Origin of the sequence: Acinetobacter sp. YH12135, from assembly GCF_013418565.1 — a bacterium.
GTDB lineage: Bacteria > Pseudomonadota > Gammaproteobacteria > Pseudomonadales > Moraxellaceae > Acinetobacter > Acinetobacter towneri.
In genome coordinates, this window is record NZ_VPBU01000005.1 from 25,410 (window position 1) to 51,201 (window position 25,792).

Consider the following 25,792-nt stretch of genomic DNA (forward strand, 5'->3'; position numbering starts at 1 on the left):
GTTGGAAAACCATGAAATACCCACTGAATCAGATATAAAATCAGAAAAATTAAAATCACTAGACATAAAATTTCTAGTCGTTTCATTCAATTCGCTTCTTAGCCTTGTCTTCTAGCAACATATAAATTAAATCAAGCTCAGGACAGACATATCCCATTGCGGTTAAAGCCGCGGTAATTTGCCCACGATGATGAGTTGCATGATTGAACACATGCATTAGGGTTGCAGCATAGGGTAAGTGCATCTCCACGCCAGTTGATGTTTTATAGTGCAGCTCTTGATGAAAAACATTCTCATCCACCTGATTTAAAAAATAAATCCAGTTTTCAGCCTTCTTTTCAAGTTGCTCAACAAGCTGTGTTCTGTTGGTTTCCACAATACTATCTAATGGCAAAATTGGTGAGTGGTGCAAAGCAAAACGTGGAAACCACAAATGATGCTCACCGACCAACAAGTGATTCAGAGTGCCAAAAATACTTTTAAAATATAAGCCCTGATCCAAGAAAAAATCATCATCTGAAACCAATAGCAAAGTCTGATTTAGTTTTTGAGTTGCCCAAAGATTATAGCGGGCAAGTAACTCAAACGTTTTTAAATCCATTTAAAATTATCCTATTTGAGTTTTATTATGAAAATTGAATCAAAAGTTCAAACTATATTAAGATAAAAGATATATTTTTAATCATTTAAAGCGAATTTGTAGATTTAAAGACAGATACAATTTATTGTCCTTTAGAAATAATTGACCAAAATCATGCTTGGTTTTACTTGCCATCTCAAACTTTGTATTATTGTATAAATACTCTTCAAATTCATGGCGATGATACAGATGATAGCAAATGATCTCGCCATCTTCTTTAATTACTAAATATCCACCTGTAGAATCAATTTCGTTACCTGTCCAAACTGTACCAGGCATCATTCCAATTGCTATTTCACACAATAATTTTTTAATTTTAAACTGATAAAAAGGATGCTGATGTTCAAAAGAATATTTCATTGGATTTTCATAAGAAATTTCATTAAAAATATCTTTAACTGAATTAAGAGTTGATGTGTAATATTTAAATATAGCTTCTGCCATAATTTTTGGTAGTAAACTATCCAACAAAATTAAATTATTCTCAAATACAGCATTATTTAAATGGGAAAATTTAATATCGGCTCCCAACATTTTTAAATGTGCTATACGAGATTTAATAATTGGTTGTGGCAATGCAAGCTGATTAAAATCTTCAATCTCTTTTTCGGTTAGGCAAATATTTTTTATTTCAAAAATAAAATTTGTTGTCTTTCCTGCATTTAACAATGTGGATGGTTTACCTAATTTTGACTTTATGCTAAATCCCAATTCAGGCATTGTTCCAATTTTTGCATCATAAATTACGATTCTAATATCACTTTTCGCACTAGATTTTGCTTTAATCTTATTTGATTGGTATCTGGATATAAAGTTTTCCACATCTGGAATAGTAAATGATGCCGTTTGCTTTTTCTGTAATTCTGCCAGCAAAAACTGAGTAATATCTCTGAGTTCCTGTAATGGTATCTGAAAAACATCTTCGCCCCGCAAAATCTCTACTATACCCTCTGATTTATGCGGTACATAAGTGAATAAATGATGATGTTCTTGACGTAAAATTCTAATTACAGGATAAATTAAATTATTTATTTTATTTAAGTTTTCATCACCCGCACTTAACTCCCCATCACATAGTAATTAAAAAAGGGCATAGAGTTCACTCCATTCCCCCTTATTTGCTGTAATCATACTCACCAATCTTCAATGCTTTTAATATTTCTTTTGCAGTTGCCTGTATCGCTGGAATAGCAACAGAATTTCCAAATTGTTTATAGGCTGAGGCATCTGAAACCACGATTTTGAAATGATCTGGAAACCCCTGCAACCGTGCCCATTCTCTTGGCGTCATTTTCCGAATACCTTTCCGATTTACCTCTCCTTTAATTCTAGTAGTTGGAGTAAAGTCTGTAATTCTATGATCTATAACTAAATTACGCTCTCTCCCCATTCCACCTACAACTATGGCATTGGCAATTGCGTGATCTGGAATAATAGCGTAACCAAAACCATTTCCTTTATTTTCATGTCGAGCTTTATGCTTTTCCAAGGTATCTAAATACTGTGTAGATAAGTAATATTTAGTAGGTACAACCTGAGTTTCCTTTATATCGGCAAAACAGGTTTTTTTATTTAATGGTTGTGGATAAGAGAAATTTTGAATTCCAGTATCTTTATGGAAGCCTACAATAAAAATTCGCTCTCTATTTTGGGGAACACCAAAATCTTTAGCATTTATAATTTGAGGCTCAGCAACGTAGTAACCTAAATCATCTCTTAATGTTTTTAAAATAGTTTTAAGTGTATTTCCCTTATCATGACTAATTAAGCCTTTAACATTTTCTAAAAAGAAAGCTTTAGGTTGTTTCCGTTTTATAATATCCGCAACGTCAAAAAATAGCGTACCGCGTGTATCTTCAAATCCAGATCTTTTACCTGCAATTGAAAAAGCCTGACAAGGGAAGCCTCCACATAAAATATCGAAATGATCAGGTATCGCATTTTTAGTAGACTCTAAAGTGATATCACCATAAGGCGTTTCACCAAAATTGACGGAATATGTTTTTTGGGCATATAGGTCTATTTCTGATGAAAATACGCACTCGCCACCAAGATTTTGTAACGCTAGCCGAAATCCACCAATTCCTGCGAATAGGTCAATAAATTTAAATTTACTTGGGTATTCTGGATAAAAAGGGATTGATTCAAAGAGGGAAAGGTTTTCCTCTTTGTTTACCACTAATTCACCATGAGCCTTTAAAACTTTTGGACTAGTAGAGTTCATCTCAAACCTTCAAGGCGATACAATAACAAAGCCATTACAATAACAAAATTTACCTTAAATAGCATGCAGTGCAAGACACAAGCTGTCGCTCTAGCACAATATTCGATAAGCGTTAGGACAGATGCCTGAGCTGAACTCAAATCACAAAAACGCTTCCAACACCGAATTTAAAAACACATGCCCTTGCGCAGTACATGCCAATCGCTTCGGATCATCCTGCAACAATTGCCGCTGACGCAATGTATTTAAAATATCCTGCAAATCATCCAAGTTTAAACCTGTGCGGGCAGTATACAAGTTTGCCTCAACCCCATCATTCAGGCGCAGTGCATTCATCATAAATTCAAATGGCAACTCATCGGCTGCAATTGCTTTAAACTGCAAGTTTTCCGCAGGTACTTTGGCTAAGTAATCTTTCGGCAAACGGGTTTTTTGGAAGCGATACACACCATCATGCAAAGTCACTTTGCCATGCGCCCCCGCACCTATCGCCAAATAATCGCCAAACTGCCAATAATTTAAATTATGTGCAGACGGCAACTCTTTACGCCATGCAGACACTTCATAATTCACAAAACCTTGCGCAGTTAAATAGGCTTCACCCTGCACTTGAATTTCTTCCAAGACATCATCTACAGGTAAAATTGGCTGAGTGCGGAAAAAAACAGTATTAGGCTCAATAGTCAATTGATACCATGAAATATGCGTTGCACCATGTTCCACTGCCAGTTTTAAATCCTGCAGTGCTTGCTGCAAAGTCTGTTCAGGCAAGCCATGCATTAAATCGACATTAATTCGCTGAAAGCCCGCTTCACGCGCCAAGCCAATTGCGGCAATCGCATCATCATTAGAATGAATACGCCCTAATTTTTTTAAATGCTCAGTATTAAAACTCTGCACGCCAATCGACAAACGGTTAATGCCTGCAGCCAAATAATCTGCAAAGGGATCATGCTCCACTGTTCCCGGATTAGCTTCCAACGTAATTTCGCAGTCATCTTCAAAAGCTAGCACGGCTTTCAGCTGTGTAAATAACCATTGATACCCCTGTGCTGAAATTAGCGAAGGTGTGCCACCGCCAATAAAAACACTGTGAATTTTCCGCCCCTGCGCAAACTGAGTCTGGGTTTTAAAATCTTCCAGCAAAGCCTGTAGATATTCCTGTTCTAAATCTAAACTCAACTTACCGTCAGGCACAGCATGTGAATTAAAATCACAATACGGACACTTACGCACGCACCACGGCATGTGAATATATAAAGATAAAGGAATATCAATGGGTTGAAGTGGATTCAAAGACAGACTCAATGCAAAATCAAAACAGTGATACAGATTTTAACATGACTACAGCAGGACACTGATGTATTCCCTAGAATTTACTTTAGACTAGAATCTGTTTAATAAGAAAAAATGTGAAAATGATGAAGATATCCAGCCAATTACTCTTAATTTTGCCACTGGCGATGGGCATCGGGATTGCAATGGCCTTTCAAACTGCAATCAACAGCCAATTGCGTGAATATTTATATTCTCCGTTACAAGCTGCCCTTTTCTCTTTTTTGGTTGGTACAATAGTTTTAGCCATACTGGTATTTTTTCAGCAAGTCGAAAAACCCAACCTCAGCACCTTGCTCAACATCCCATGGTATTTATGGATTGGCGGATGTCTAGGGGTTTATGCCATCAGCATGAGTATTTATAGTGCTCCAAAACTAAGTTTACTCACTTTATCTGGGGTGATTATTTTTGGACAAATGGTCACATCAATGCTGATTGATCATTTTGGGTTCTTGGGCACTGAAAAAGTCAGTATCAATTGGCAACGTCTTTTAGGTAGCGTGGTGATTTTTATTGGTGTGCTTCTCACTTTACAACGCTAATACCCAAACGCTAAGCACCTCATGCATTGAGATTTTTTGTGTCAAATATACATTCTGTGACCACGACCCGTTTTGAATTAAAACAGCTTTTTCAACTGATGATTCCAATTTTGGTCACACAATTTGCGCAAGCAGGTTTAGGTCTGATTGATACCATTATGGCAGGTCACATGTCTGCCACCGACTTAGCTGCTATTGCTGTTGGGGTCGGTTTGTGGATGCCCATTATGCTGCTGTTCAGTGGCATTATGATTGCTACCACACCCTTAGTCGCCGAGGCTAAAGGCGCGCGTACCCCAGAAAAAATTGCAACCATCGCCCGTCAGTCTTTATGGATTGCGTTTATTTTAGGTGTGATTGCAGCGCTGATTTTACAGCTCATGCCTGCACTATTGCCATTATTTGGTGTGCCTGAAAATTTACAGCCCAAAGCAGGCTTATTTTTACATGCCATTGGTTTTGGGATGCCTGCCGTGACCATGTATGCTGCCTTGCGCGGTTATTCAGAAGCACTGGGCTATCCACGCCCTGTGACTGTAATTAGTCTGTTGGCATTGGTTTTATTGGTTCCGCTGAACTTTATGTTTATGTATGGCTGGGGGCCTCTGCCTGAACTGGGCAGTGCGGGTTGCGGTTTTGCCACCGCCATTTTGCAATGGTTAATGTTTATAACTTTGGCATTTTATATTTTTAAAAGTCGCGCCTATCAAAGCACGCAGGTATTTAGCCAATGGGAAGCGATTGATGCGGTCTGGATTAAACGTATTTTGCTGTTAGGACTGCCCATTGGTTTAGCCATTTTCTTTGAAGTGAGTATTTTTAGTACTGCCGCCATTGTAATTAGTCCTTTGGGTGAAACGACATTGGCTGCACATCAAATTGCCATGTCCGTGACCTCACAACTGTTTATGATTCCTATGTCGTTGGCAATTGCCCTGACCATTCGTATTGGTACCTATTATGGTGAACAGAACATTCATGCCATGCGTAAAGTACAGGTATTGGGTTTTGCCACCGCCACCCTGTTTGCGTTTTCCACCATGGCACTGATGTGGTTTTTCCGCCCTGAAATTATTTCTATTTACAGCAATGACCCGCAAGTAGCGCAAGTCACTTTATATTTATTGTTGTTTGCCATTGCTTATCAGCTCATGGATGCTTGGCAAATCAGTGCGGCAGGTTGCTTACGTGGCATGCAAGATACGCAAGGCCCAATGTGGATTACCATGCTTGCCTATTGGGTCATCGCCTTCCCAATTGGCGTGTATTTAACCCGTTACAGCAGCATGGGTGCAGCAGGCGTTTGGGTTGGGCTGATTGTTGGTTTAAGTATTGCCTGCGTGTTACTCTTAACCCGTTTATATTTCAACAATCAACGACTGGAACGCCAATTTACAGCATAAACCTCAGCCTACTCACCTACATGCCAAAATACGTTTTGGCACGTGGGTCTTGTGATCAAAAAATACTTTAACAATTAAAAGTAGGCATTTTGCTCACGAACACTTATGATCAAAAGATAGTAAAGATGATCTTGAGGAACATCGCATGGCAAAAACGGCGCGTACACCTGGTCGTCGCTTTATGAAACTTGCGAGCATGACAGCAAGTATTGCAACCAAAACGGTATCGAACTCGATTAAAAACCTCACCGCAGATGAAGAACAAAAAAATGCGGCACGCAGCCAATTGTTTCAGGATATTGGTATCCAAATTGCTGATACCTTAGGCGAAATGAAAGGTGCGGTGATGAAAGTCGGGCAAATTGCCTCGCAATATAAAGATATTTTTCCGCCTGAAGTTGCCAAAGCCATCAGTAAATTACAGCGCCAAGCACCTGCCATGCCTTTTGCTGAAATTAAGGCACAAGTTGAAAAAGAACTTGGTAAACCGCTCGACAAAATTTTTAAACACTTTGATGAAACTCCGTTTGCAGCCGCATCTATTGGGCAAGTGCATAAAGCCATTTTACCCAATGGCGAGCAAGTGGTGGTCAAAGTGCAATATCCTGGGGTCGATGAAGCCTGCGAAAGTGACCTGAAACAAGTCCGTTTGGCACTGCGTTTAATGGGTGTACTTAAAATAGACCGTAAATTACAAGACCGTCTATTTCAGGAAATTCAGGAAAGTTTAGACAATGAGCTGAACTACCAGATTGAGGCACAAAACCTAGAAGTAGCGCGTACCTTTCACGCGGCTTTGGATGATAAAATTATTATCCCACAAGTGTTTAAAGACTATTCTTCGCGGCATATTCTCACCTTAAGTTTGGAACAAGGTGAAAATATAGAAACGGCAAGCACATGGTCACAGCGTACCCGCAACACTTTGGGACGACGTTTATTGCGTGCCATGGGTCAAGAAATCTTTTATTTAAAACGCTTTCATTGCGACCCGCATCCGGGCAACTTTGCGTTCCGCCAAGATGGTTCTGTGGTGATTTATGATTATGGCGGCGTCAAAACTCTATCGAATGATGTAGTGCATCATTTTCGACAACTGATTCATGCTGCGCGTGCGCAAGATATTGCCGAAATTGAACAGCATCTAGATGCACTGCAGGCAATTTCTGCATTGGGTAAATTCCCTGAAGATTTATATTTGCAATGGTTAGAAGTGCTGATGCGTCCGCTAACCACACATTATGATTTTGCTGAAAATTCTGCCCATCATGATGGCGTTGAGTTGGTCAAAAGTTCATTGAAATATTGGGATGTGTTTAAGCCTTCTCCCGATACCTTAATGGTGAATCGAACTGTTTCAGGGCATTATTGGAATTTAATTCATTTAAAAGTACATGATAATTTAAATGATATTTTTGAGGAGTTGGTTCCACCGCGAGCTTAGACTCAACTTTGGACTCAGCAAAGGATGCTGAAAATAAAGCCCAATCTGTTTTATGCTCCGTAACTAAAATTATAATCCAGACAAAAAATCCTCCCAAATGTAGGAGGATTTTTTGTTATCTAAACCGATTCATTCAAGTTGAAACGATGAAATTCAAATTATTGAATTTCAAGGTGTTTGATTAAGCATTCCAGATCATCGGCAGACAGTTGTCCAATATAAGTGAGTTGTGTTTTTTGGATAGGCAGCTGATATGTTTGTACTGTATCAATCCACGATGGCTTTTTTAAACCAGCCTGTTGCCAGTTTTTAATTTCCACATATTTGCTTTTAATAAAAGCAGACTTATTTTCGTACTGACTACTTAAACGAAATACAACATAGTCGGTGTCCGTTTGGCGAATATACAACACAGGTCTGGTCTTACCCTCGGCAATATCTGTAAAGCCAACATAAGCCCAATAGAGTTGTTGGGTCATTAGTAGCCGCCATCATCTTCTAAAAAAGCAGCAGCATCCGCAGCGTTAGACACTTTTACACTAGGAACATTATGGCTCATCGCGATTAATCTTGCTGTATTCAAATCCTCGTCACTCACCTGAGTCGTGACAGGTATTTTGCCAGTTCGTGCAATTTCAGCATAAACCATGCTCATTACAGTGGCAGGCGTCAGACCAACTTTTGTCATAATGTATTCTGCTGATTCCATAATTGCCTGATCAACCGTGTATTGAACCCGTTTTTTTACCAATGTTGTCATCATATGCTCCATTTACACCACTAAATGCCATTTTATGCCTTAAAATGGCACGTGTCAAACTTGTTCTTACGATGCCTTTTCACTTCTAATAGAAAAAATTATTTAATCTGTGCAGACACTATTCCCTCAATGACAGCCCTTATACAACAGGTTTAAAAAGGGATTGGATAATTTTTGATGTAAAACTCACTAGAAAGAATGCATGTGGGTTTTATTTGCCAAATTAATTGTTATGTTATAACATTTCACAAATTACACACTTAGTTTGGAGAAATCTCATGCGTCCGAATATCCACCCAGAATATCGTGAAGTTTTATTCCACGACACCAACGCCAATGCCTATTTTGTGATTGGCAGCACCTTGCAAAGCAGCCAAAGTAAAGAATATGAAGGCAAGGTATATCCTTATGTGACTTTGGATATTTCAAGCGCATCGCATCCGTTCTACACAGGTGAACAACGTCAAACCAGTAATGAAGGACGTGTCGCGAGCTTCAACAAACGCTTTGCACGTTTCAAACGCTAAGCTTGAGTTTTATTGCAAAATCTCACAATCACTTCATATTCAGTTAAGTTTTCTGTTTTATATTTTAAACATAGCAAGATTGCTCATCGAAACGATGGGATATCCTCTATCTTCAAAGCCCAAGCACTCTCCTCCAGCTTGGGCTTCTTTTTATTTATAATTTTTATCTAATGGATTTTTCTACTCAACGATTGATTTGGTACAGACCCTAATCTAATGTTTTAAAAACTGTTGAATCACATAAAAACCCAATCCCAGCAACATCACTCCCAAAACCACACTTGAAAGCGCATAACTAAACGCCATACCTTGCTGTCCATGTCTTAAGAGTTGCCAAGTTTCCAAACTAAAACTGGAAAAAGTGGTAAAGCCACCTAAAATACCTACCATCAGTAATAAGCGGGCTTCCTGCTGCAACACAGGATATTTCTGACTCAATGCAAAAAATACACCTGCCAAAAAGCAGCCAAACAGATTGACCGACCACGTTGCCCATGGAAAATGCTGTGCCGATTTAAATAAATACAGGCTTGCGGCATAACGTAAACTTGCGCCAATTGCACCGCCCATTGCTACCAAAAGCCAATTCATTGTGTTTTGAATCCTAATGAAAAAAAGTGAGATGAATGAACCATCACCGCACAATTAAAACCTGATCACACTATACAAGAATCATGATTTTAAATGCGAATGTACACTCAAAAAACACATAGACTTTGCCATAAAAATTGCGCTAGTCTGCATGTTATTTTTAGGCGCAATGGAGGACAGGATGGCTCAGGAATTATTGGCGCAACTTGAAGCAGGCACTGCAATATTTACCGATGTGCTCTCATTTATTGAAGCACGTTACACCTACACGCCAACTGCTTTCAAAAATGGGCAACAGCTCAACGCCGCCAATGAAAATCAGGGCAGTGCCAAAATATTTTCATTTGCGAAACTCAATGGCTTAGATCAGGCGCAAACCCTCAGCCTATTTGCAGAACATTATGCTTCAGTACTTGCAACACCTGATGGAACTGATCATCAAAATATCCGCCAGTTTATGCAGCACGGTTGGGATGGCGTTCAGTTTGAAACGCTAGCCCTCAGCGCCAAATAAAAACAACTTTAACCAAGCAAAAACCGCATGAAAGTTAAACCCATCATGCGGTTTTTTCTTATGGATGTGTATGTTTCACGTGGAGCAATACTCAAGCTGTTTACCGTGTATGAGATACAGTTTCGGCAAGTATCTACAATTCAAACTCTAAACTAAACATCACACTCAGCTTTTGACTTTTTCAATCCACTGAATCGAACTAACGCGAAATACTTCACAAGCACCATCCCCCGTATCGGTTGGTGTGAGAGATGATGTCCAAACCAAGTCCTGATCTTTCACCTCAACCAACTCACCTTTTAAACGCACCAAATCACCACGTTTTACTTTTTGAATGTCTTTGGCAATTTTTGGGTTGGCAGGAATGATATGCATATTAGACACCATTTGCATGGCTTGTTCTGCAGGCACAGGTAAACGGTCTATTTTCCAGTTTAAATAGCGGTCATATTGATTGACGGTAATATGACGGGCAATTTCAGGCTCAGCAAATAAACCCCAACTCACCGCATAATCAATCGGAGAAAATTTGGCTTGGGCATCATCCTGATAGGTTTTTGAACCCAAAATTCGAAAATCACCCTTAAAAGGTTGCAACACTTCAATCGACTGACCTTTCACGACAGGAGGCAAGCCTTTGGCAATATTACGCTCGACCGCAGCATAGACGGAACATGGCAAAGCCAGAGTCAGTAACAATGCCGTGAGTTTTAGCGAAATATGCGTGTTCATCTTAAAATCTGCCTATTAAATTCATCTATCTATATTTATCTTAATCACAGATCATGAATACAATAGTTGAAATTGGTAACAAAATGCAGTCATTGGCTCATTCTGACATGGCAAAAACCCTGTAATTTCAGCTAAGCTTATCGGCATAAAAATCAATAATTAGATCTGCACATGCTCTATAAATTTTATCAAAAACATATTTTCCCGCACTTGCTGAATCAGGTCATGCAAACTCCATCCTTAATGGATTTACGACGTGAGCTTTTATTTGGCGTATCGGGCGAAGTTTTGGAAATTGGCTTTGGCACAGGTTTAAATTTACCTTTTTATCAAAGTGTAGATACCGTGTATGCCTTAGAACCCAATGCAGCAGTTTTCAAATTGGCGCAGCAACGAATTGATGCAGCACCGTTCGTGGTTGAGCAGATTACCGCAAGTGCAGAACAACTGCCTTTTGTAAATGATCAATTGCAGCATGTGGTGTCCACGTGGACCTTGTGCAGTATTCCAGACCTAGAACAAAGCCTGCGAGAGATTTATCGCGTCTTGCAACCAGGCGGTACTTTGCACCTCGTAGAACACGTTTTAAATCGACAAAATTTGAATGTTCAGCGTTTACAACATCTGCTCACACCAATTCAAAAGAAAGTTGCAGATGGCTGTCACTTAAACCGTGACATTGAAATTGCCCTACTGGAAACTGGTTTTGAGTTGGGTGAAATCCAATATGTTGATGCTGCAGATATCCCTAGTCTTGCACAGCGCATGTTATTGGCGCGAGTACATAAACCTCTTTAATCACAATCCTCAAAATCAATCCGAATGGTTTCAAAACGCAGTCTGCCCTGCTGAATGGCCTGCGCAATTGCTTGCTGACCTTTGGTCAAACGTGCGCCACCACTTTTAATATCAATTAGGACGATTGCAATATCTTCGGCATGCCCATTGCCATCCCGATAATCGGTATAGCCATCAAACACGATATAATCAACAGGATCACCTAAAAATTTGGCATCGCTCGGTAAATACTGAAATTCGGGCATAATCGGTGCTAATTGCTCTGCCATTTTGCCTTTCAGTACCGCACGACTGGTATTTACACTGCGCTTTTGTGCCTGCAATAATGCCTGCTGATGTGACAGTTCAATTTCTGCAATATATTGTTCATACTCGGCTTTAATCCGTCCATTGCGGCTATTGCTTAAAATTAAGGTGGTCAGCACCACGCCTATACAGGCACCAATCAGCATCGCCATCCAGATTGACATAAAACCTTCCTAAACCTTTTTTGCAGAACTCGATACGACTTTTGTCAACTGTCATATTCCGAGCACAAAACAATGATATGCTAGGGATGAGCAGATTAAAATCGATTCGAGGGTCATGAAAACTATATTAATTGCCAACCAAAAAGGTGGCTGTGGAAAAACCATTACGGCTATTAGTTTAGCATCTGCGCTTGCACAAAAAGGCTATAAAGTTGCTTTGGCGGATGCCGACAATCAAAAATCTGCGCTGCAATGGTTAAAACAACGACCAGAAACAGCCGCTCCAATTCAAAGTTTAGATTGGCGTCATGAAAAGTCGATTGGCGATGCACCCAAAAACATTGAATATTTAATTATTGATGCACCTGGTGCGTTATCGGGTGAGCATGCCGAGCAGCTGATTAGCGAAGCACATGCCATTATCACACCTCTACAGCCTTCATTTTTTGACATTGACTCCACCCGTCGCTTCTTAAAACACTTACAAGACATTAAGCGGATTCGTAAAGGCAAAGTCCAAATTTTGCTGTTGGCCAATCGGGTCAAACCCAACTCTGCCAGCTCTAAAGATATTCAGGATTTTTTCCAGAAAATCGAGCAACAGCCTGTGGCATGGATTTCAGAACGTGCAGCCTATGGACAATTGGCAATGCAAGGTTTAAGTATTTTTGATAAAACCCAAAAAACTTATCTGCAAATGCAAGATCAATGGCAGCCTGTACTGAATGCCATTGTAGATGACCCTGCTCAATGGTTTTAAAGCCTAGAATCGCCACCGTTTAGAACTTATTCACCAGAACTTACCAAGCTCTCGTTTTCGGGAGCTTTTTTTTCAGTTAATATGGCACATGACCTTAGGAATGTTTCAGTGAATTCAGTGCAACAGTACGCGCCAACATTACAAAAAATTTTATTGTTTGGACTGTTTTTTGTCCTGATTTTTTTGGGTTTTCACATACTCAAATATTTTATTGTTCCTGTTGTTTGGGCAGCAATCATTGCCTATATGAGCTGGCCACTATATCAGTCGGTGCTACGTTTATGCGGTCATCGTCCTACGCTTAGCGCAGCCTTAATGATGCTGATGGTCACGTTGGTGGTCGGCATTCCACTCACTTTTGCCATTTTTATCCTGCAACATGAAGGTCGCAACTTATATTACGAATTACAAAAACAGGTCTTTTCCGGACACTTAAATGTCCCTGATTTCATTCGCAATTTACCTATTATTGGTAAAGAAGTCACCCGCACCCTTAAAGAAATTAATCACGATCCGAACAGCATTGTGCAATCCATTTCCTTATGGATTCAAGGGCATTTAAATTACGGCAAAGTGGTGATTAATGAAGTCAGCAAAAACCTAATCAAACTTGGTTTTGCCCTGCTATCGTTATTCTTTTTCTACCGCGATGGTCACACCATTTTGCATCAAGTCAGCAAAGCTTTGGAAATGGTGATTGGGCCACGTATTCATCACTATTTAGATACTATTTCTGAAACCACACGTGCTGTGGTCTATGGCGTTGGACTCACCGCAATTGCGCAAGCCTTACTCGCAGGCGTGAGCTATTTTGTCGCTGGGGTACCTAATCCGATGGTACTGACCATTGTGACTTTCTTATTTGCCTTAATTCCGTTTGGCCCACCGTTAGCTTATGGTTCGGTGTCGCTGTGGTTATTTAGCCAAGGGCATACGATGGAAGCCATTGGTGTGATGGCGTGGGGCGTGTGTGTGGTCAGCACTGCTGATAACGTGATTCGTCCTTTGGTGATTTCGGGTGCCACTCAAATTCCATTCCTGTTGATCATGTTTGGAGTTTTAGGTGGAATTGCCAGTTTTGGTCTGATTGGTCTATTTATTGGCCCTGTGATTTTGGCAGTCTTACTCGCTATTTGGCGTGAGTGGTTGCATGAAAACAACAATGAAGGATTAATGATGCCCAAAGCTACCCTTGCGCATGATCTCCCTGAAGACGATTCATCATCCAATTCAAAGCTTGATTAAGCTGTTTTACTGATCATATTGCTCACATGGCTGTGTTGATCTGAATAAATCAGCTCAACACAGTACATACATACTACTACGCAAACGTTGTATTGTAACGGAGCTAACTTTGCTTCAATCAAGACATCCCTAAATATTATGCACAACAAATAGGATGTCTTTTATGCGCTCAATACTCAAATTTGCCAGTCTTGCTGCTTTTAGTGGCCTAGTACTCATGGGTTGCAGCACCACCGCGACCACACAACAAAAATCTAAAATCTTAAAAATGCATGCTGTTTCAGCACAAGGGATTGGCAAGGAATTAGGTACGGTTGAACTGCGTGACAGTGCAGCAGGCTTAGTCATTCACACCCAACTCCAACAACTCCCTGCAGGGGAACGAGGTTTTCATATCCATGAAAAAGGTTCATGTGCAGCAGCAGAAAAAGATGGAAAAATGGTTGCTGCTTTGGCAGCGGGCGGACATTTTAATCCCAAAAATATCCCGAATCATGGTACACCGCTGACAGGACATTTAGGGGACTTACCGGCTTTAAGTGTTGCAAACGACGGAACAGCCAAAGTGACCGTGATTGCACCCCGTTTAACATTGGCACAAGTTGAAGGATTGGCCTTGATGATTCATGCAGGCGGTGATAACTATGCCGACCATCCAAAACCATTGGGCGGCGGCGGTGAGCGAATTGCCTGTGGGATTATTTAAGCTAGCATGATGCATTTTCAATAAAACATTTATTACCAATTGTGGATAAGTTAAGGGTTATACACATGCCTTTCGACTTATCCGCAAAAAGTAAAATTTATCTTTTTGAGGATTATTCTCAAACGACGCTCAATGCAGGTCTTCTTGCTTTATATCGGTCGTCTTTCATAACCACACTTACTCGTTTTTGAATAACTTGCTACTATTTTGCACAAAATTAGCTCAATTTTGCAGCCATCGTATCTAGCTCATCAATGTGCAGAGCTCCCAACAGCTCGTCTTTGCGATTGTCACTATTTGCGCTACACTGCTGTTTTATCGACATGAAAAAGATTTGGGCATGAACATTAAAACATTACGTTGGGTTGGGTTCCTAGAAGGTATTTCATTCTTATTGTTGTTATTTATTGCTATGCCCATGAAATATATGTTCGATAACCCAATTTTAGTGAAATATGTAGGTATGGGACACGGCGTATTGTTTATCGCATTTTTAGTGGTGCTTTTTGTGGTTTGTGAAAAACAAAAATGGTCTCTTAAAATGTTTATTTTGGGCTTAATTGCTTCAATTTTACCTTTTGGCCCATTTGTTTTTGATGCTAAATTGAAAAAGATGGAACAACCAGTACAAGCTTAATCTGCAAGTCCTTTTCAGCTTTCATCATATTACACATTTTCTCAACTTTAATTTATAAATCAAATGTTTGCAAGGTGATGCCACATCACCTTGTTTTATGATGCAGCTGAAAAATTTAACCCCTTAAAACTGCCCTGCAGCAACTCGCTCCTGCATCACCTGTTTAAGCATCATGCGTGGCAAACTAAACCAGAGCGTTATCAGCACCAAACAAGCCAAACTATACGCCCAAATATCAAACCGCATATATAAAACACGCACCAGTTCAATCACAATAAAAAAGCACAGCATCAATATCATTGAAACACTAGCAGCAACAGTACCTTTAGACACTTCCGATGACATTAAGGCGAAACGGTATAAGACTGAGAAGCTCATTCCCTCACCAAAACTAATCAAGCTCATACCAATCACCAAACACCAAACAAAATAGCTTTGCCAAATTGCCCCAAATACGATCAGCACACTACCCAACAACATTAAAGGTAAACCAATCAAGACTGTTTTTCCTAAAGGTAAACGGTCAATGACTTTCATCAGTACCAGATTGCCTAAAATCAAACCACCCAAAACAGGAAACTGCGCCAAACCGTATTGCAGACTACTAAAGCCTAACTCTTCCACCAACATCACAGGAGATAACGCAATCCACAACATTAAAGGCATGCTCAATAAGGGCAGCGCCAATGTCAAACCTAAGAATCTGGTATTTTGAAAAACTTCCTTAAAATCATCCCATACATCTCGAAATGGAGGTTTAGGAATACGCTGCTGATTTTCAGGCATTTTGGCTTTCAGTCCAAACCAACTCAAAAATGCCAACAGTGCTATGCCGATAAAACCCCAATGCCAAGAAACATGCTCAATCATAAATGCGCCTAAGACTGGGCCGAGCAAGGGAGCAAGTAAAGAGACGTTCGCCATGAGCGCCATGACTTTAATTGCATCACGTTCTGCAAAGTTTTCCTGAATAGCCGCATAACCGACTGCACTAATGACTGACAAACCAAAACCTTGAAAAAAACGAAGAACAAGGAAGCTTTCAATGTTCTGAGTCAATAAAATCAATAAACAGGTTAGGGTAAAAAATGCCACGCCGCCCAATAATACTTTTTTGCGTCCCAAACGGTCAGAGAGTGGCCCCAATAACCACGCCACACAAGCCCCCCCCAGCAAATAAAATGACATGGACGAAGCTGCCCATGCACTACTGACACCAAAATCTTGTGTGACGGCCAACATCGCGGGTTGAACCAAGTCATTGCCAATATAAACCGCGAACTCAAACAAGACCAAAGCCAAGGGAAACATGAGTGTGGCACGTTGAATGGTATTTTTTTGCTGCTGTGGCATGAGTTATAAAGGACAAAACGATGCAAGTCAGCCACGTTTAGCCCATAAAAATAGAAAATTGAGCTGCAGTTTAACAGAGTTGAATGGCAAATTTATGGCGCATTTTTTAAGTCCGTTAAATAAATTGCGGCACTTGATGTGACATCAGACCAAGTTAGGCATCACCTCCTTCAGCGGGTTAAGGCGATACAGTATTGCCCAATTCATAATGTGAAAATACCGAAAGCACAGGATAAAAATCACCCACGGCAAAACGGCTATCATTGCGGTGTAGAAATGCTAGCGTTTTGATGGACATGCTGCGCTCACACGTTTTTGAATAGGATGAAGTCATCCTAAATAAAAGCTGTGGATAACACGAGTATTATCCACAGACGCTTTGTTGCATTTTTAGAACATCATGCAAGATTTATCTAAGCCCTACAGCAATTTAAGGACATTTTTTGCTTTGGAAAGTCTTGGTATTTTTACCACGTGCGCATAAATAAGCGGTTTGCACATCGCCCTGCTGCCATTGTCCATTAATATTTTTAAAGTGATAAATACTACGAATTGAGCGCACCGAATCATCCATTAAGCCTGTTTCGGTAATTTTCACTTCTGCCGCAGTCGGTGCTTCAACACGGTTAAAGTATTGACGAATTTCAACGGTAGCCAATTCTTTACGCAAATCTGGACGTTGTTTGAGTACCTGCGCCAAAGGTGTTTCTGCAGGCGTAACTTGTGAAATAATATTCTGTGTAGTCGCACAGCCTGACAATAACGCAACACCCAATGCGGAAACCGTGATTAAACGCAACATAACTCCTCCAAAATGTTGATTATTATTTATGCTTCTATGATGCCTTGTTCGAACAGAAACGCTAGAGCAGAAATGTAAAATTAAAACGGCGGCATAAAAAAACGCATCACGAGGATGCGTTTTTCAATTCACTTAAATAAATGAAAGGCGAAAGGAATTACAAATCAAATAATTTGCCTGGGTTCATAATGCCTTGAGGGTCAAAAACCTTTTTCAACGCTTTCATATATTCAATTTCTTCAGCTGAACGTGAATATTCCAAATATGGTTTTTTGGTCATGCCTACACCGTGTTCTGCAGAAATAGAACCATCATATTTCTTCACAGTATCAAATACATACTTATTTACCACCTGACATTTGGCAAAGAATTCGTCTTTGCTTAAATCTGCAGGTTTAAGAATGTTCAGGTGCAAGTTACCATCACCAATATGGCCGAACCAGCAAATTTCAAAGTCAGGATAGTTTTCTGCCACAATTGCATCAATTTCCTGAATAAATGCAGGAACATGAGTAATCAATACTGAAATATCGTTTTTATATGGAATAAACGGTGCAATCGACTCAGAAATGTCTTCACGCAAACGCCATAAACTTTCAACTTGGTCTAGGCTTTGGCTCAATACGCCATCCATCACCCAGCCTTGTTCCATACAGTGTTCAAAAATTTCCATCGCCTTGTCCATAATTGGCTCAAATGGCGCTTCAAATTCAAGTAACACGTAGAATGGACATTGGGTTTCAAATGGACGTTGCACATGACCATGATCCAAGACTTTTTGCATCGCCAATTCACCAAAGAATTCAAATGCAGTCAGATCAATTTTAGCTTGGAAAGCATGTAATACAGGCATCACCGAATTAAAATCAGGTACGCCCAACACCATCACTTGCAAATCTTGCGGTTGGCGTTCTAGCTTAATTTCAGCTTCGGTCACTAAGCCAAGTGTGCCTTCACCGCCAATAAATAAATGTTGCAGCGCATAACCTGTTGCGTTTTTGATCATGCCTTTGTTCAGACGCAGGATATCTCCTTTGCCTGTTACCACAGTCAGACCCAACACCCAGTTACGGGTCATGCCGTATTTAATGACTTTAATACCGCCCGCATTGGTACCAATATTACCGCCAATTTGTGAAGAACCTGAAGATGCAAAATCGACTGGATAATACATGCCTTGTTCTTCGGCATAGTTTTGTAGTTGCTCAGTCACCACACCCGCTTGCACACGTACCATACGGTCTGCAGGGAAAAATTCCAAGATTTGGTTCATCTTGTCCATGCTGACGACAATTTCACCATTGGCTGCCACCGCACCCGCAGATAAACCTGTACGTCCGCCCGATGGAGTAATGGCCACATTAAACTGATTCGCCAGTTTTACAATGGCTTGTACTTGCTCTGTGCTTGATGGGAAAACGATGACCGATGGGTTCGGATCAAAATGCTTTGTATGGTCACGACCCCAGTTTTGGAGGCTATCGGCATCCGTTTTAATACGGTTTTCACCGACTATTGCCGTTAATTGGGTCAATAACTCAGGGGTTAAAGCGACTGGAGCATTCATCGTTTGCAGACCTAGCAAGAATTAAACAGGAAGAAAAGCGACTGTCTGCATATCTTGATCAATTTGAAGATACTGCAGACTAAATATGTGCATCAAAGCAACAGCGTGGGTTGGCTTTCATGTGTGCCGCTTATTATAAGCGATTTTTTTGAAAAACCTGTGAATATTGGCAATTCCGATAATATAACGTGGTAAGAACAGGGTAATTTTGGGCAATATTTCTGAAAGAGATTATATCTGACAAAAAATACCTGCACTCTTGGTCATAAAGGAAATGTATATCGACCCGTCTCCTATGTTATCATACCGCCACTAAATTTGGCCTTTGTAGCGGAGCCGTAATGAGCCAACATCTTTCACTACCTAAAGATAAAATTCGTTTCTTGTTGTTAGAAGGCGTACACCAGAACGCAATCGACGTGTTAAATGCAGCGGGTTATACCAACATCGATTATCGTAAAACAGCGCTTGAGGGCGATGCGTTAAAAGAAGCGATTAAAGATGCGCATTTCATCGGAATTCGTTCACGTACACAGCTAACTGAAGAAGTTTTTGAAGCTGCGAACAAACTAATTGCGGTAGGTTGTTTCTGTATTGGTACAAACCAAGTGAACTTAACTGCAGCAATGGAACGTGGTATTCCAGTTTTCAATGCCCCTTATTCAAACACCCGTTCGGTTGCAGAATTGGTATTGGCTGAAGCAATTTTATTGCTACGTCGCGTACCTGAAAAATCAACCGATACACATGCAGGTGGCTGGAACAAGTCTGCTGTAGGTTCATTTGAAACACGTGGTAAAACTTTAGGTATCGTGGGTTACGGTTCAATCGGTTCTCAACTTTCAGTATTGGCTGAAAGCTTGGGTATGCAGGTCATTTATTATGATGCTGTGACCAAGTTACCGTTAGGTAATGCACGTCAAGTTGGCTCTATGGGCGAATTATTGGCAAATGCTGACGTGGTTTCTTTACACGTTCCAGATGTACCCTCTACCCGCAATTTCATGGCAAAAGAACAATTTGCACAAATGAAAGAAGGCGCAATTTTCATTAACGCGGCACGTGGTACTTGTGTGGTGATTGAAGATTTGGCAGATGCCATCAAGTCTGGTCATATTGCAGGTGCTGCAGTTGACGTATTCCCGAAAGAACCAAAAGCCAATGGTGAAGAATTTGTTTCCCCACTACGTAACCTACCAAACGTGATTTTAACACCGCACGTGGGTGGTTCGACCATGGAAGCGCAAGCGAACATTGGTTTAGAAGTGGCAGAGAAATTTGTTGCATATTCAGATAAAGGTATGACTTTGTCTGCAGTGAACTTCCCTGAAATTGCACTGCCATTGACTGAAGGCAAGCACCGTTTATTGCATATTCACCAAAACATTCCAGGTGTATTGTCTAAAATCAACAACTTGTTTGCTGAACACGGCATCAACATCTCTGGTCAGTCACTTATGACCAAAGGTGATGTCGGTTATTTAGTGATGGATGTTGATGCGACTGCATCTAAAGAAGCACTAGATACTTTACACGAAGTTGAAGGCACAATTCGCGTACGTGTCTTGTTCTAAGACCACACGCTGATGCTACAAAAACCACAGTCTTAGCACTGTGGTTTTTTATGCCTGATCTATGAGTAACCTTGAGTTGCCACAGCCCTGTATTTTTAAACTTGCTATAATCTGCCTGACCTTCCCATTTCCACACTGTTGAGTATTTTTCTGCCCCATGCCAAACGCCCAACTCACTGCGGTGTTGTTCATGGTTTTATCCATGATCTCCTATCAAATCAGTGCTTCTTTTGCCAAACAATTGTTTCAGGTGCTTGACCCGCTTACTGTGACGATTTTGCGACTGTGCTTTGCCAGTGTAATTGTGGCAATCATGTTTCGCTCATGGCAAATTCTGTCACGGCTCGCACATTTAAAATGGCGTGATTTATTGTGCTATAGCGCAGCCTTGGGCTTAATGAATATTCTGTTTTATCTATCTTTAGGTAAATTGCCACAAGGTATTGCGGTGGGTTTAGAGTTTGTCGGGCCTTTGGGCTTGGCTTTATTGTCCATTCAAAACCGTAAAGATTATGTCTGGGTATTGTTGGCAATTTTAGGCATTATTCTTATGGTGCCTTGGGGACAAGCGCAGGGTGATCATTTTAGTCTGTTTGGTGCAGCGTGTGCCCTAGGTGCAGGATTGTGCTGGGCTTTTTATATTTATTTTGGACAAAAAGTGGTGCAACAAAATATTGGCATGCACGCACTGACCATCGCTATCAGTATTTCGGCTTTGGCTTTGATTCCCTTCGGACTGTATAACAATGCCCCCGCACTGTTTGAAACCCAGTATTGGGGTAAGGCGCTTGCCATTGCAGTGCTTGCCACGGCCATTCCTTATGCGCTGGATTTACAAGCCTTAAAACAACTCAGCAAAATGAGTTATGGCACACTGTCCAGTTTGTCGCCTGCTTTGGCTGCACTGACAGGCTTGGTATTGTTGGGTGAGAAAATTACTTCACTGCAATGGCTCGCCTTATGCTGCATTATGTTAGCTTCGGTCGGTGTTACTTTTAGAGCAGTAAAAAAATCCAAACAGCCGCAGAATGTTTAAACCAAACTGTTTTTAGACATCTGTTGGTATTTTTCATACTCTGCCAAATATTGCTTGGCTAGACTTTGTTTTTGCTGTTCAGACAAAATTTTGCCTGCCTGCTGAAAAAAGCCATGTTCTTCTTCTTTTAAATGATGATGCACTTTATCTGACAGTTGCTTTGCAATGGCCAACCAACCTGTGTTGCTCATTTCAGTTTCGGTTAATTGTTCGAGTAATTCATCCATTTGATGATGCTCTGCCAAAGCATGGCGAGTGATATTTAAACCCGCATCAGTCATCATTAAGGGAATATAAAAATAGCGATCTTCTGCCACTGCATGCGCAAATAATTCATTTTTAAGTTGTTCAAATATCGCTCTACGTTCAGGGCTATCACCTGAAGTTTGCGTCAGTTGGTGGGCTAAATTTCGTTGAATGTCGTGACTTTGGCGCAAAGCTTCAAAAATATTCATATGCAGACCTCTTGTTTTAAACCGATGCTGGCTGGCAAGCAAATGTCACTGGCTAACGCAACGCTCGGTTTTATTGTCGGTTTTTAATTTCAGTTTTTAGCTCTAATTACTGTATAGGGCATGAAGCTGAAATCCTGCAAAGATTTGTATGAGAAACTTTACGTCTTCATAGCACAAGTTTAAATAAGCTATCTCACTGCATTTTAAAGATTTAACACTCGTTTAGGCACCAAGCGTTTTTTGTCGGTAATTTCTGCCAAGCCTAAACAACGCTCACCATCAAACACCAATACTTGTGCAACAGCAGGATGCTCGATATTACTTTCCATGCCTCGGCTAAAATATTCAGCCCGACCTTCAGGCACCTGAACCTGTGGAAAATGCTGTACAGGCGCATAAGCAGGCAGCAATAAAGCCTCGCGTTCTGCTTCACTTAAACTTTCTAAATATTCAATGCTATAGCTCGGAATCAGGTCAAAATGCCCCGTTTTAATCCGATGCAAATAGGTCAAATGTCCATAAGTACCCAAGGCTTTGGCAATGTCTTCACCCAACACACGGATATACGTGCCTTTGGAACAGGTAACATCCAGCGTGATACTGTTTTCGGTAAAGGACAGTAACTCAATCGCATAAATGGTAACTGGGCGCGCTTCACGTTCAATTTCTATGCCTTGACGAGCTAACTCATATAACGGACGACCTTCTTTTTTTAAGGCAGAATACATGGGCGGAACTTGCATAATATCGCCCTGAAATTGTGCCAATACCTGTTCAATGCTTTCTTGGCTCAATGCAGGTACAGCCTGCTGCAACAACACTTCACCCTCGACATCTCCCGTGGTGGTGCTGTGTCCCAATTGAATGGTGGTTTGGTAGCGTTTTACAGAATCGAGTAAATAATGTGAAAACTTGGTGGCCTCACCTAAACAAATAGGCAACAAACCTGAAGCCAATGGGTCTAATGCCCCCGTATGCCCTGCTTTTTGCGCCCGATACAACCAGCGTACTTTTTGCAAAGCCGCATTGGAACTAATCCCCAAAGGTTTATTTAATAAAAACACACCACTAATGGCACGACGCTGAATTTTAGCCGCAGATGATTTCATAGCAAAAAGTAAGTCAAAGCAAAACTGCGTCATGGTAACAATCTGCCGAGATAAATGACAACTTTTCTAGAACAGCTACCAACTTTTATGGCATATTGAAACCCGATTAAAAAAATAAAACGGATGAAACAGGTGCATCGGAATGCAGAAAAATAAAATATGGATTGTTTTAGCTGTTGTGATTCTAGCCATCGCCGCTTTGGTGTATTGGCTGATGCCGCAGTCAAGCACATCTGAATCTACTTCTCATGAACAGACTGCAGATACACAAAGTGCTGAACAGATACGCATGCAGCAGGCCATGCACAATAACGCTGCTGCGTCATTTTTAAGTCCAAGCCAGCAAGATACCGAAATCAATTGTCAGCTCCGACTAGATTCAAGCAACCGCCTGATCGTTAATGAACAAACCCGTAACTGTTTTGAATATTTTATTACCCAATATGGCGAAAAAAGCATTGAACAGATTCGTGGTGATTTTAAAAGCTATATTCAACAAGGGCATAAAGAGCCTGCCTTATCGCAAATTTTAGATTTATGGCAGCGTTATTTGGACTATCGCAATGCGCTTGGACAACTGCAAGCACCGAATTTAAATCAGGAAGATCCGCAATATTACCGCAGCATTTTTAGCAGCATGCAAAATCTGCGTAAACAATATTTTTCTGATTATGAAATTGAAGGTTTATTTGGTACGGAAGATGCCTATCACGAATATACCCTAAAGCGCATGGCAGTCATGGATGATAAAAAATTATCTGAAGCTGAAAAAGCACGACAATTGCAGGAATTATTTAAACAATTACCTCAAGATTGGCAAGAAAATTTAGAACAGCTGAACACCTTGCAAGATTTACGCAGCTTGACTGCGGCAATTAAAGCACGTGGTGGTTCTGCTGCTGAAATCCGCCAAATGCGTTTAAATCTGGTTGGTCCTGAAGCAACTCAGCGTTTAGAACAATTAGATGGGCAACGCAGTCAGTGGAAATCACGAGTAGAGGATTATTTAAGTACGCGTGATCAAATCATGCAAAGTGGAATGAATGATCAAGCCAAGCAACAAGCCGTGAAACAATTACGCGGACAGCATTTTCAAAATCCACAAGAGCAATTGCGTTTAGAAACCTTTGAACAGGTACATGATCAAGGTGGAAAATTACCCTTTGCTGACTAACATATTGCATAGAACAACTGGGGCATGCAACATGCCCCATTTTTATGCCTGAAAAGCTGTTTTAGTACAAACCCACCACAACGATTTAATATACAAATGTCTATAAATATTAAATAGATATCAAGATGCATGTAGATTTACAAATCTCTTGGGCAATGCGCAATAACTGTCCCCAAATGATATGTTTTTTCTAAATTACGCATGAAAAAATACCTGAGCGTACAAAAAATAGTCGAGGATGACTCACAACACCGTGCCGCAAGCAACGGCAATTTGCATATCTGAGCTTTCAGGAGGGAAGCGAAGCCACCACTTCACTTGTAATAAAAATAAAGAACACAGGATTGTTTTATGACCATCATCTCTAACATACGGGCAATTACATTGGCTGTCACTGGCTGCTTGCTCGGTTCAATGGGTGTCGCTCAAGCTGCTCCAAGCGTGTTGCCTATTCAGGAACAGGTCAAATCTGACTATGCCAAAACCAAATATCCATTACTTATGGTACACGGCTGGCTCGGATGGTCACGCATTGGCAATGAAACCTTTAATATGGATTATTGGTATCAAATTTTGCCAGATATGGCACGTAATGGCGCAACCGTATTTGCCGCACAACTCTCCCCTGCACATCGTACTGAATTTCGAGGTGAGCAACTAATTGCCCAAGTCGAAGAAGTCATAGCAATCACGGGCAAATCCAAAGTCAATTTAATTGGTCACTCGCATGGTGGTCCAACAGTACGTTATGTGGCTGCCACCAAACCTGAATATGTGGCATCAATTACCGGTGTTGCAGGAACATTCCGTGGCTCCAAAGTTGCCGATGATATTCAAAATAATCGTTTATCACGCACCGCGTTTAATATTTTAGGCGTCTACATGGTGGCTCCACTCATTACTTGGGCGCAGCAACAGCCAGACATGCCTGTCGATTTTGATGCATCGATGGCTTCTTTAACCGAAACAGCGTCTGCAGATTTTAACCGTCGTTTTCCAACCACAGCCTTGGCCGCAAATTGCAGCAGCAGCGGTGCCAAAGTAGATCGCGGAATTCATTACTATTCATGGACAGGTGTCGCTCAAGCCACCAATTTACTGGATATTGACACTGTTTTAATGCAACTCGGCCCACTGTCTTATGGCAATTTAGACAACGATGGCATGGTCGCACGTTGTAGTACCCACATTGGACACGTCATTCGTGACAACTACCGACTAAATCATACCGACCTTGCCAACATGATGTTTGGCTTAACGGGCTTGTTTGCACCTGACCCAGTTGCACTGTATCGACAACATGCCAACCGATTGAAATTACAAGGTTTGTAATAGTAAAGCTCATTTCAATCTTGGCAAAACCATGTAAAACCATCTTCCTGTGCTTGAAA

27 protein-coding genes and 2 pseudogenes are annotated in these 25,792 nt (G+C 40.8%); 14 read left to right on the forward strand and 15 right to left on the reverse strand.

What is annotated here, in order from left to right; genetic code table 11:
* Positions 1–82: 82 nt before the first annotated feature.
* The 4 genes and pseudogenes from FTU70_RS04380 to hemW all read right to left on the reverse strand — a co-directional run bounded on the left by FTU70_RS04380 (position 83) and on the right by hemW (position 4,160).
* Positions 83–601 (reverse strand): DinB family protein, encoded by a 519-nt coding sequence (locus FTU70_RS04380; RefSeq protein WP_004974616.1) that lies wholly within the window; start codon positions 599–601, stop codon positions 83–85.
* Positions 602–682: 81 nt separating this feature from the next.
* A pseudogene (locus tag FTU70_RS04385) lies at positions 683–1,708 on the reverse strand (HpaII family restriction endonuclease); the annotation flags it as partial.
* 46 nt (positions 1,709–1,754) lie between these two features.
* Positions 1,755–2,864, reverse strand: a complete 1,110-nt coding sequence (locus FTU70_RS04390; RefSeq protein WP_004974609.1) for a DNA cytosine methyltransferase — start codon at positions 2,862–2,864, stop codon at positions 1,755–1,757.
* A 141-nt stretch (positions 2,865–3,005) separates the two neighbouring features.
* On the reverse strand, positions 3,006–4,160 hold the full coding sequence (gene hemW, locus FTU70_RS04395) for a radical SAM family heme chaperone HemW (protein ID WP_180060106.1): 1,155 nt from the start codon (positions 4,158–4,160) through the stop codon (positions 3,006–3,008).
* A 122-nt stretch (positions 4,161–4,282) separates the two neighbouring features.
* Between hemW and FTU70_RS04400 the strand changes: the two genes are divergently transcribed.
* The 3 genes from FTU70_RS04400 (at position 4,283) to FTU70_RS04410 (ending at position 7,591) form a co-directional block, all read left to right on the forward strand.
* The gene (locus FTU70_RS04400; protein ID WP_131260603.1) at positions 4,283–4,744 is read left to right on the forward strand and encodes a DMT family transporter; all 462 of its coding nucleotides are present in this window, start codon (positions 4,283–4,285) and stop codon (positions 4,742–4,744) included.
* 38 nt (positions 4,745–4,782) lie between these two features.
* Positions 4,783–6,147, forward strand: coding sequence for an MATE family efflux transporter (locus FTU70_RS04405; RefSeq protein WP_373685309.1), 1,365 nt, complete (start codon positions 4,783–4,785; stop codon positions 6,145–6,147).
* Between the two features lie 145 nt (positions 6,148–6,292).
* Complete coding sequence (locus FTU70_RS04410) at positions 6,293–7,591, forward strand: AarF/ABC1/UbiB kinase family protein (protein ID WP_004974602.1); 1,299 nt, start codon at positions 6,293–6,295, stop codon at positions 7,589–7,591.
* Positions 7,592–7,749: 158 nt separating this feature from the next.
* Here FTU70_RS04410 and FTU70_RS04415 read toward each other — a convergent pair whose 3' ends face one another.
* Complete coding sequence (locus tag FTU70_RS04415) at positions 7,750–8,070, reverse strand: type II toxin-antitoxin system PemK/MazF family toxin (protein WP_131260605.1); 321 nt, start codon at positions 8,068–8,070, stop codon at positions 7,750–7,752.
* Positions 8,070–8,351 (reverse strand): type II toxin-antitoxin system RelB/DinJ family antitoxin, encoded by a 282-nt coding sequence (locus FTU70_RS04420; protein ID WP_180060108.1) that lies wholly within the window; start codon positions 8,349–8,351, stop codon positions 8,070–8,072. Before FTU70_RS04420 ends, FTU70_RS04415 begins: the two co-directional genes overlap by 1 nt.
* 278 nt (positions 8,352–8,629) lie before the next feature.
* Between FTU70_RS04420 and FTU70_RS04425 the strand changes: the two genes are divergently transcribed.
* Positions 8,630–8,878 carry a type B 50S ribosomal protein L31 gene (locus tag FTU70_RS04425; RefSeq protein ID WP_004974599.1) on the forward strand — a complete coding sequence of 83 codons (249 nt, stop codon included), beginning with the start codon at positions 8,630–8,632 and terminating at the stop codon, positions 8,876–8,878.
* Between the two features lie 213 nt (positions 8,879–9,091).
* Here FTU70_RS04425 and crcB read toward each other — a convergent pair whose 3' ends face one another.
* The gene (gene crcB, locus FTU70_RS04430; protein ID WP_131260607.1) at positions 9,092–9,469 is read right to left on the reverse strand and encodes a fluoride efflux transporter CrcB; all 378 of its coding nucleotides are present in this window, start codon (positions 9,467–9,469) and stop codon (positions 9,092–9,094) included.
* A 181-nt stretch (positions 9,470–9,650) separates the two neighbouring features.
* On the opposite strand from crcB, the gene FTU70_RS04435 reads away from it, so the two are divergent.
* A complete protein-coding gene (locus FTU70_RS04435; protein WP_179989056.1) occupies positions 9,651–9,983 on the forward strand; it encodes a HopJ type III effector protein in 333 nt (110 codons plus the stop codon).
* A gap of 165 nt (positions 9,984–10,148) precedes the next feature.
* On the opposite strand, the gene FTU70_RS04440 is transcribed toward FTU70_RS04435, so the two are convergent.
* Positions 10,149–10,715 carry a hypothetical protein gene (locus tag FTU70_RS04440; RefSeq protein ID WP_179991508.1) on the reverse strand — a complete coding sequence of 189 codons (567 nt, stop codon included), beginning with the start codon at positions 10,713–10,715 and terminating at the stop codon, positions 10,149–10,151.
* A 171-nt stretch (positions 10,716–10,886) separates the two neighbouring features.
* On the opposite strand from FTU70_RS04440, the gene FTU70_RS04445 reads away from it, so the two are divergent.
* On the forward strand, positions 10,887–11,513 hold the full coding sequence (locus FTU70_RS04445; protein WP_131260610.1) for a class I SAM-dependent methyltransferase: 627 nt from the start codon (positions 10,887–10,889) through the stop codon (positions 11,511–11,513).
* Here the strand turns inward: FTU70_RS04445 and FTU70_RS04450 are convergent.
* Entirely contained in the window at positions 11,510–11,983 is a 474-nt protein-coding gene (locus FTU70_RS04450; RefSeq protein ID WP_004974557.1) for a Holliday junction resolvase-like protein, read from the reverse strand. The genes FTU70_RS04445 and FTU70_RS04450 overlap by 4 nt on opposite strands.
* A gap of 115 nt (positions 11,984–12,098) precedes the next feature.
* Between FTU70_RS04450 and FTU70_RS04455 the strand changes: the two genes are divergently transcribed.
* The 4 genes from FTU70_RS04455 (at position 12,099) to FTU70_RS04470 (ending at position 15,331) form a co-directional block, all read left to right on the forward strand.
* The gene (locus FTU70_RS04455; protein ID WP_004974554.1) at positions 12,099–12,743 is read left to right on the forward strand and encodes a ParA family protein; all 645 of its coding nucleotides are present in this window, start codon (positions 12,099–12,101) and stop codon (positions 12,741–12,743) included.
* 108 nt (positions 12,744–12,851) lie between these two features.
* Positions 12,852–13,988 (forward strand): AI-2E family transporter, encoded by a 1,137-nt coding sequence (locus FTU70_RS04460; protein WP_004974553.1) that lies wholly within the window; start codon positions 12,852–12,854, stop codon positions 13,986–13,988.
* Positions 13,989–14,205: 217 nt separating this feature from the next.
* Positions 14,206–14,694 carry a superoxide dismutase [Cu-Zn] SodC gene (gene sodC, locus FTU70_RS04465; protein WP_249399394.1) on the forward strand — a complete coding sequence of 163 codons (489 nt, stop codon included), beginning with the start codon at positions 14,206–14,208 and terminating at the stop codon, positions 14,692–14,694.
* 340 nt (positions 14,695–15,034) lie between these two features.
* Positions 15,035–15,331 (forward strand): DUF3817 domain-containing protein, encoded by a 297-nt coding sequence (locus FTU70_RS04470; protein WP_004974548.1) that lies wholly within the window; start codon positions 15,035–15,037, stop codon positions 15,329–15,331.
* 123 nt (positions 15,332–15,454) lie between these two features.
* Here FTU70_RS04470 and FTU70_RS04475 read toward each other — a convergent pair whose 3' ends face one another.
* From FTU70_RS04475 to FTU70_RS04490, 4 genes and pseudogenes are all read right to left on the reverse strand, one after another.
* Positions 15,455–16,684, reverse strand: coding sequence for an MFS transporter (locus tag FTU70_RS04475; protein ID WP_180060110.1), 1,230 nt, complete (start codon positions 16,682–16,684; stop codon positions 15,455–15,457).
* A gap of 181 nt (positions 16,685–16,865) precedes the next feature.
* Positions 16,866–16,976: pseudogene (locus FTU70_RS04480) on the reverse strand (pirin family protein); the annotation flags it as partial.
* A 138-nt stretch (positions 16,977–17,114) separates the two neighbouring features.
* Positions 17,115–17,486: a hypothetical protein gene (locus FTU70_RS04485; protein ID WP_004974545.1), complete on the reverse strand. Its 372-nt coding sequence runs from the start codon at positions 17,484–17,486 to the stop codon at positions 17,115–17,117.
* A 157-nt stretch (positions 17,487–17,643) separates the two neighbouring features.
* Entirely contained in the window at positions 17,644–19,053 is a 1,410-nt protein-coding gene (locus FTU70_RS04490; RefSeq protein WP_004974544.1) for an FAD-binding oxidoreductase, read from the reverse strand.
* Positions 19,054–19,394: 341 nt separating this feature from the next.
* Here FTU70_RS04490 and serA point away from each other — a divergent pair, with 341 nt between their 5' ends.
* Both serA and FTU70_RS04500 read left to right on the forward strand, forming a co-directional pair.
* Positions 19,395–20,627, forward strand: coding sequence for a phosphoglycerate dehydrogenase (gene serA / locus FTU70_RS04495; RefSeq protein WP_104852617.1), 1,233 nt, complete (start codon positions 19,395–19,397; stop codon positions 20,625–20,627).
* A 157-nt stretch (positions 20,628–20,784) separates the two neighbouring features.
* Positions 20,785–21,663, forward strand: a complete 879-nt coding sequence (locus tag FTU70_RS04500) for a DMT family transporter (protein ID WP_004974539.1) — start codon at positions 20,785–20,787, stop codon at positions 21,661–21,663.
* Here the strand turns inward: FTU70_RS04500 and FTU70_RS04505 are convergent.
* Both FTU70_RS04505 and truB read right to left on the reverse strand, forming a co-directional pair.
* Complete coding sequence (locus tag FTU70_RS04505; RefSeq protein ID WP_004974536.1) at positions 21,660–22,118, reverse strand: hemerythrin domain-containing protein; 459 nt, start codon at positions 22,116–22,118, stop codon at positions 21,660–21,662. The genes FTU70_RS04500 and FTU70_RS04505 overlap by 4 nt on opposite strands.
* Before the next feature lie 203 nt (positions 22,119–22,321).
* Positions 22,322–23,227 carry a tRNA pseudouridine(55) synthase TruB gene (gene truB, locus FTU70_RS04510; protein ID WP_180060176.1) on the reverse strand — a complete coding sequence of 302 codons (906 nt, stop codon included), beginning with the start codon at positions 23,225–23,227 and terminating at the stop codon, positions 22,322–22,324.
* 142 nt (positions 23,228–23,369) lie between these two features.
* Here truB and FTU70_RS04515 point away from each other — a divergent pair, with 142 nt between their 5' ends.
* Together FTU70_RS04515 and FTU70_RS04520 are read left to right on the forward strand one after the other, a co-directional pair.
* On the forward strand, positions 23,370–24,401 hold the full coding sequence (locus tag FTU70_RS04515; RefSeq protein WP_180060112.1) for a lipase secretion chaperone: 1,032 nt from the start codon (positions 23,370–23,372) through the stop codon (positions 24,399–24,401).
* Between the two features lie 414 nt (positions 24,402–24,815).
* Complete coding sequence (locus FTU70_RS04520; protein ID WP_257222538.1) at positions 24,816–25,733, forward strand: triacylglycerol lipase; 918 nt, start codon at positions 24,816–24,818, stop codon at positions 25,731–25,733.
* Positions 25,734–25,792: the final 59 nt, after the last annotated feature.

Coding starts and splice junctions, on each gene's coding strand:
- FTU70_RS04420 (WP_180060108.1), bottom strand. CDS start 8,351: ATGACAACATTGGTAAAAAAACGGGTTCAATACACGGTTGATCAGGCA.
- serA (WP_104852617.1), top strand. CDS start 19,395: ATGAGCCAACATCTTTCACTACCTAAAGATAAAATTCGTTTCTTGTTG.
- FTU70_RS04455 (WP_004974554.1), top strand. CDS start 12,099: ATGAAAACTATATTAATTGCCAACCAAAAAGGTGGCTGTGGAAAAACC.
- FTU70_RS04485 (WP_004974545.1), bottom strand. CDS start 17,486: ATGTTGCGTTTAATCACGGTTTCCGCATTGGGTGTTGCGTTATTGTCA.
- FTU70_RS04380 (WP_004974616.1), bottom strand. CDS start 601: ATGGATTTAAAAACGTTTGAGTTACTTGCCCGCTATAATCTTTGGGCA.
- sodC (WP_249399394.1), top strand. CDS start 14,206: ATGGGTTGCAGCACCACCGCGACCACACAACAAAAATCTAAAATCTTA.
- FTU70_RS04435 (WP_179989056.1), top strand. CDS start 9,651: ATGGCTCAGGAATTATTGGCGCAACTTGAAGCAGGCACTGCAATATTT.
- truB (WP_180060176.1), bottom strand. CDS start 23,227: ATGAAATCATCTGCGGCTAAAATTCAGCGTCGTGCCATTAGTGGTGTG.
- FTU70_RS04470 (WP_004974548.1), top strand. CDS start 15,035: ATGAACATTAAAACATTACGTTGGGTTGGGTTCCTAGAAGGTATTTCA.
- FTU70_RS04410 (WP_004974602.1), top strand. CDS start 6,293: ATGGCAAAAACGGCGCGTACACCTGGTCGTCGCTTTATGAAACTTGCG.
- crcB (WP_131260607.1), bottom strand. CDS start 9,469: ATGAATTGGCTTTTGGTAGCAATGGGCGGTGCAATTGGCGCAAGTTTA.
- FTU70_RS04500 (WP_004974539.1), top strand. CDS start 20,785: ATGCCAAACGCCCAACTCACTGCGGTGTTGTTCATGGTTTTATCCATG.
- FTU70_RS04445 (WP_131260610.1), top strand. CDS start 10,887: ATGCTCTATAAATTTTATCAAAAACATATTTTCCCGCACTTGCTGAAT.
- FTU70_RS04505 (WP_004974536.1), bottom strand. CDS start 22,118: ATGAATATTTTTGAAGCTTTGCGCCAAAGTCACGACATTCAACGAAAT.
- FTU70_RS04515 (WP_180060112.1), top strand. CDS start 23,370: ATGCAGAAAAATAAAATATGGATTGTTTTAGCTGTTGTGATTCTAGCC.
- FTU70_RS04450 (WP_004974557.1), bottom strand. CDS start 11,983: ATGTCAATCTGGATGGCGATGCTGATTGGTGCCTGTATAGGCGTGGTG.
- FTU70_RS04440 (WP_179991508.1), bottom strand. CDS start 10,715: ATGAACACGCATATTTCGCTAAAACTCACGGCATTGTTACTGACTCTG.
- FTU70_RS04475 (WP_180060110.1), bottom strand. CDS start 16,684: ATGCCACAGCAGCAAAAAAATACCATTCAACGTGCCACACTCATGTTT.
- FTU70_RS04400 (WP_131260603.1), top strand. CDS start 4,283: ATGATGAAGATATCCAGCCAATTACTCTTAATTTTGCCACTGGCGATG.
- FTU70_RS04425 (WP_004974599.1), top strand. CDS start 8,630: ATGCGTCCGAATATCCACCCAGAATATCGTGAAGTTTTATTCCACGAC.
- FTU70_RS04490 (WP_004974544.1), bottom strand. CDS start 19,053: ATGAATGCTCCAGTCGCTTTAACCCCTGAGTTATTGACCCAATTAACG.
- FTU70_RS04415 (WP_131260605.1), bottom strand. CDS start 8,070: ATGACCCAACAACTCTATTGGGCTTATGTTGGCTTTACAGATATTGCC.
- FTU70_RS04390 (WP_004974609.1), bottom strand. CDS start 2,864: ATGAACTCTACTAGTCCAAAAGTTTTAAAGGCTCATGGTGAATTAGTG.
- FTU70_RS04520 (WP_257222538.1), top strand. CDS start 24,816: ATGGGTGTCGCTCAAGCTGCTCCAAGCGTGTTGCCTATTCAGGAACAG.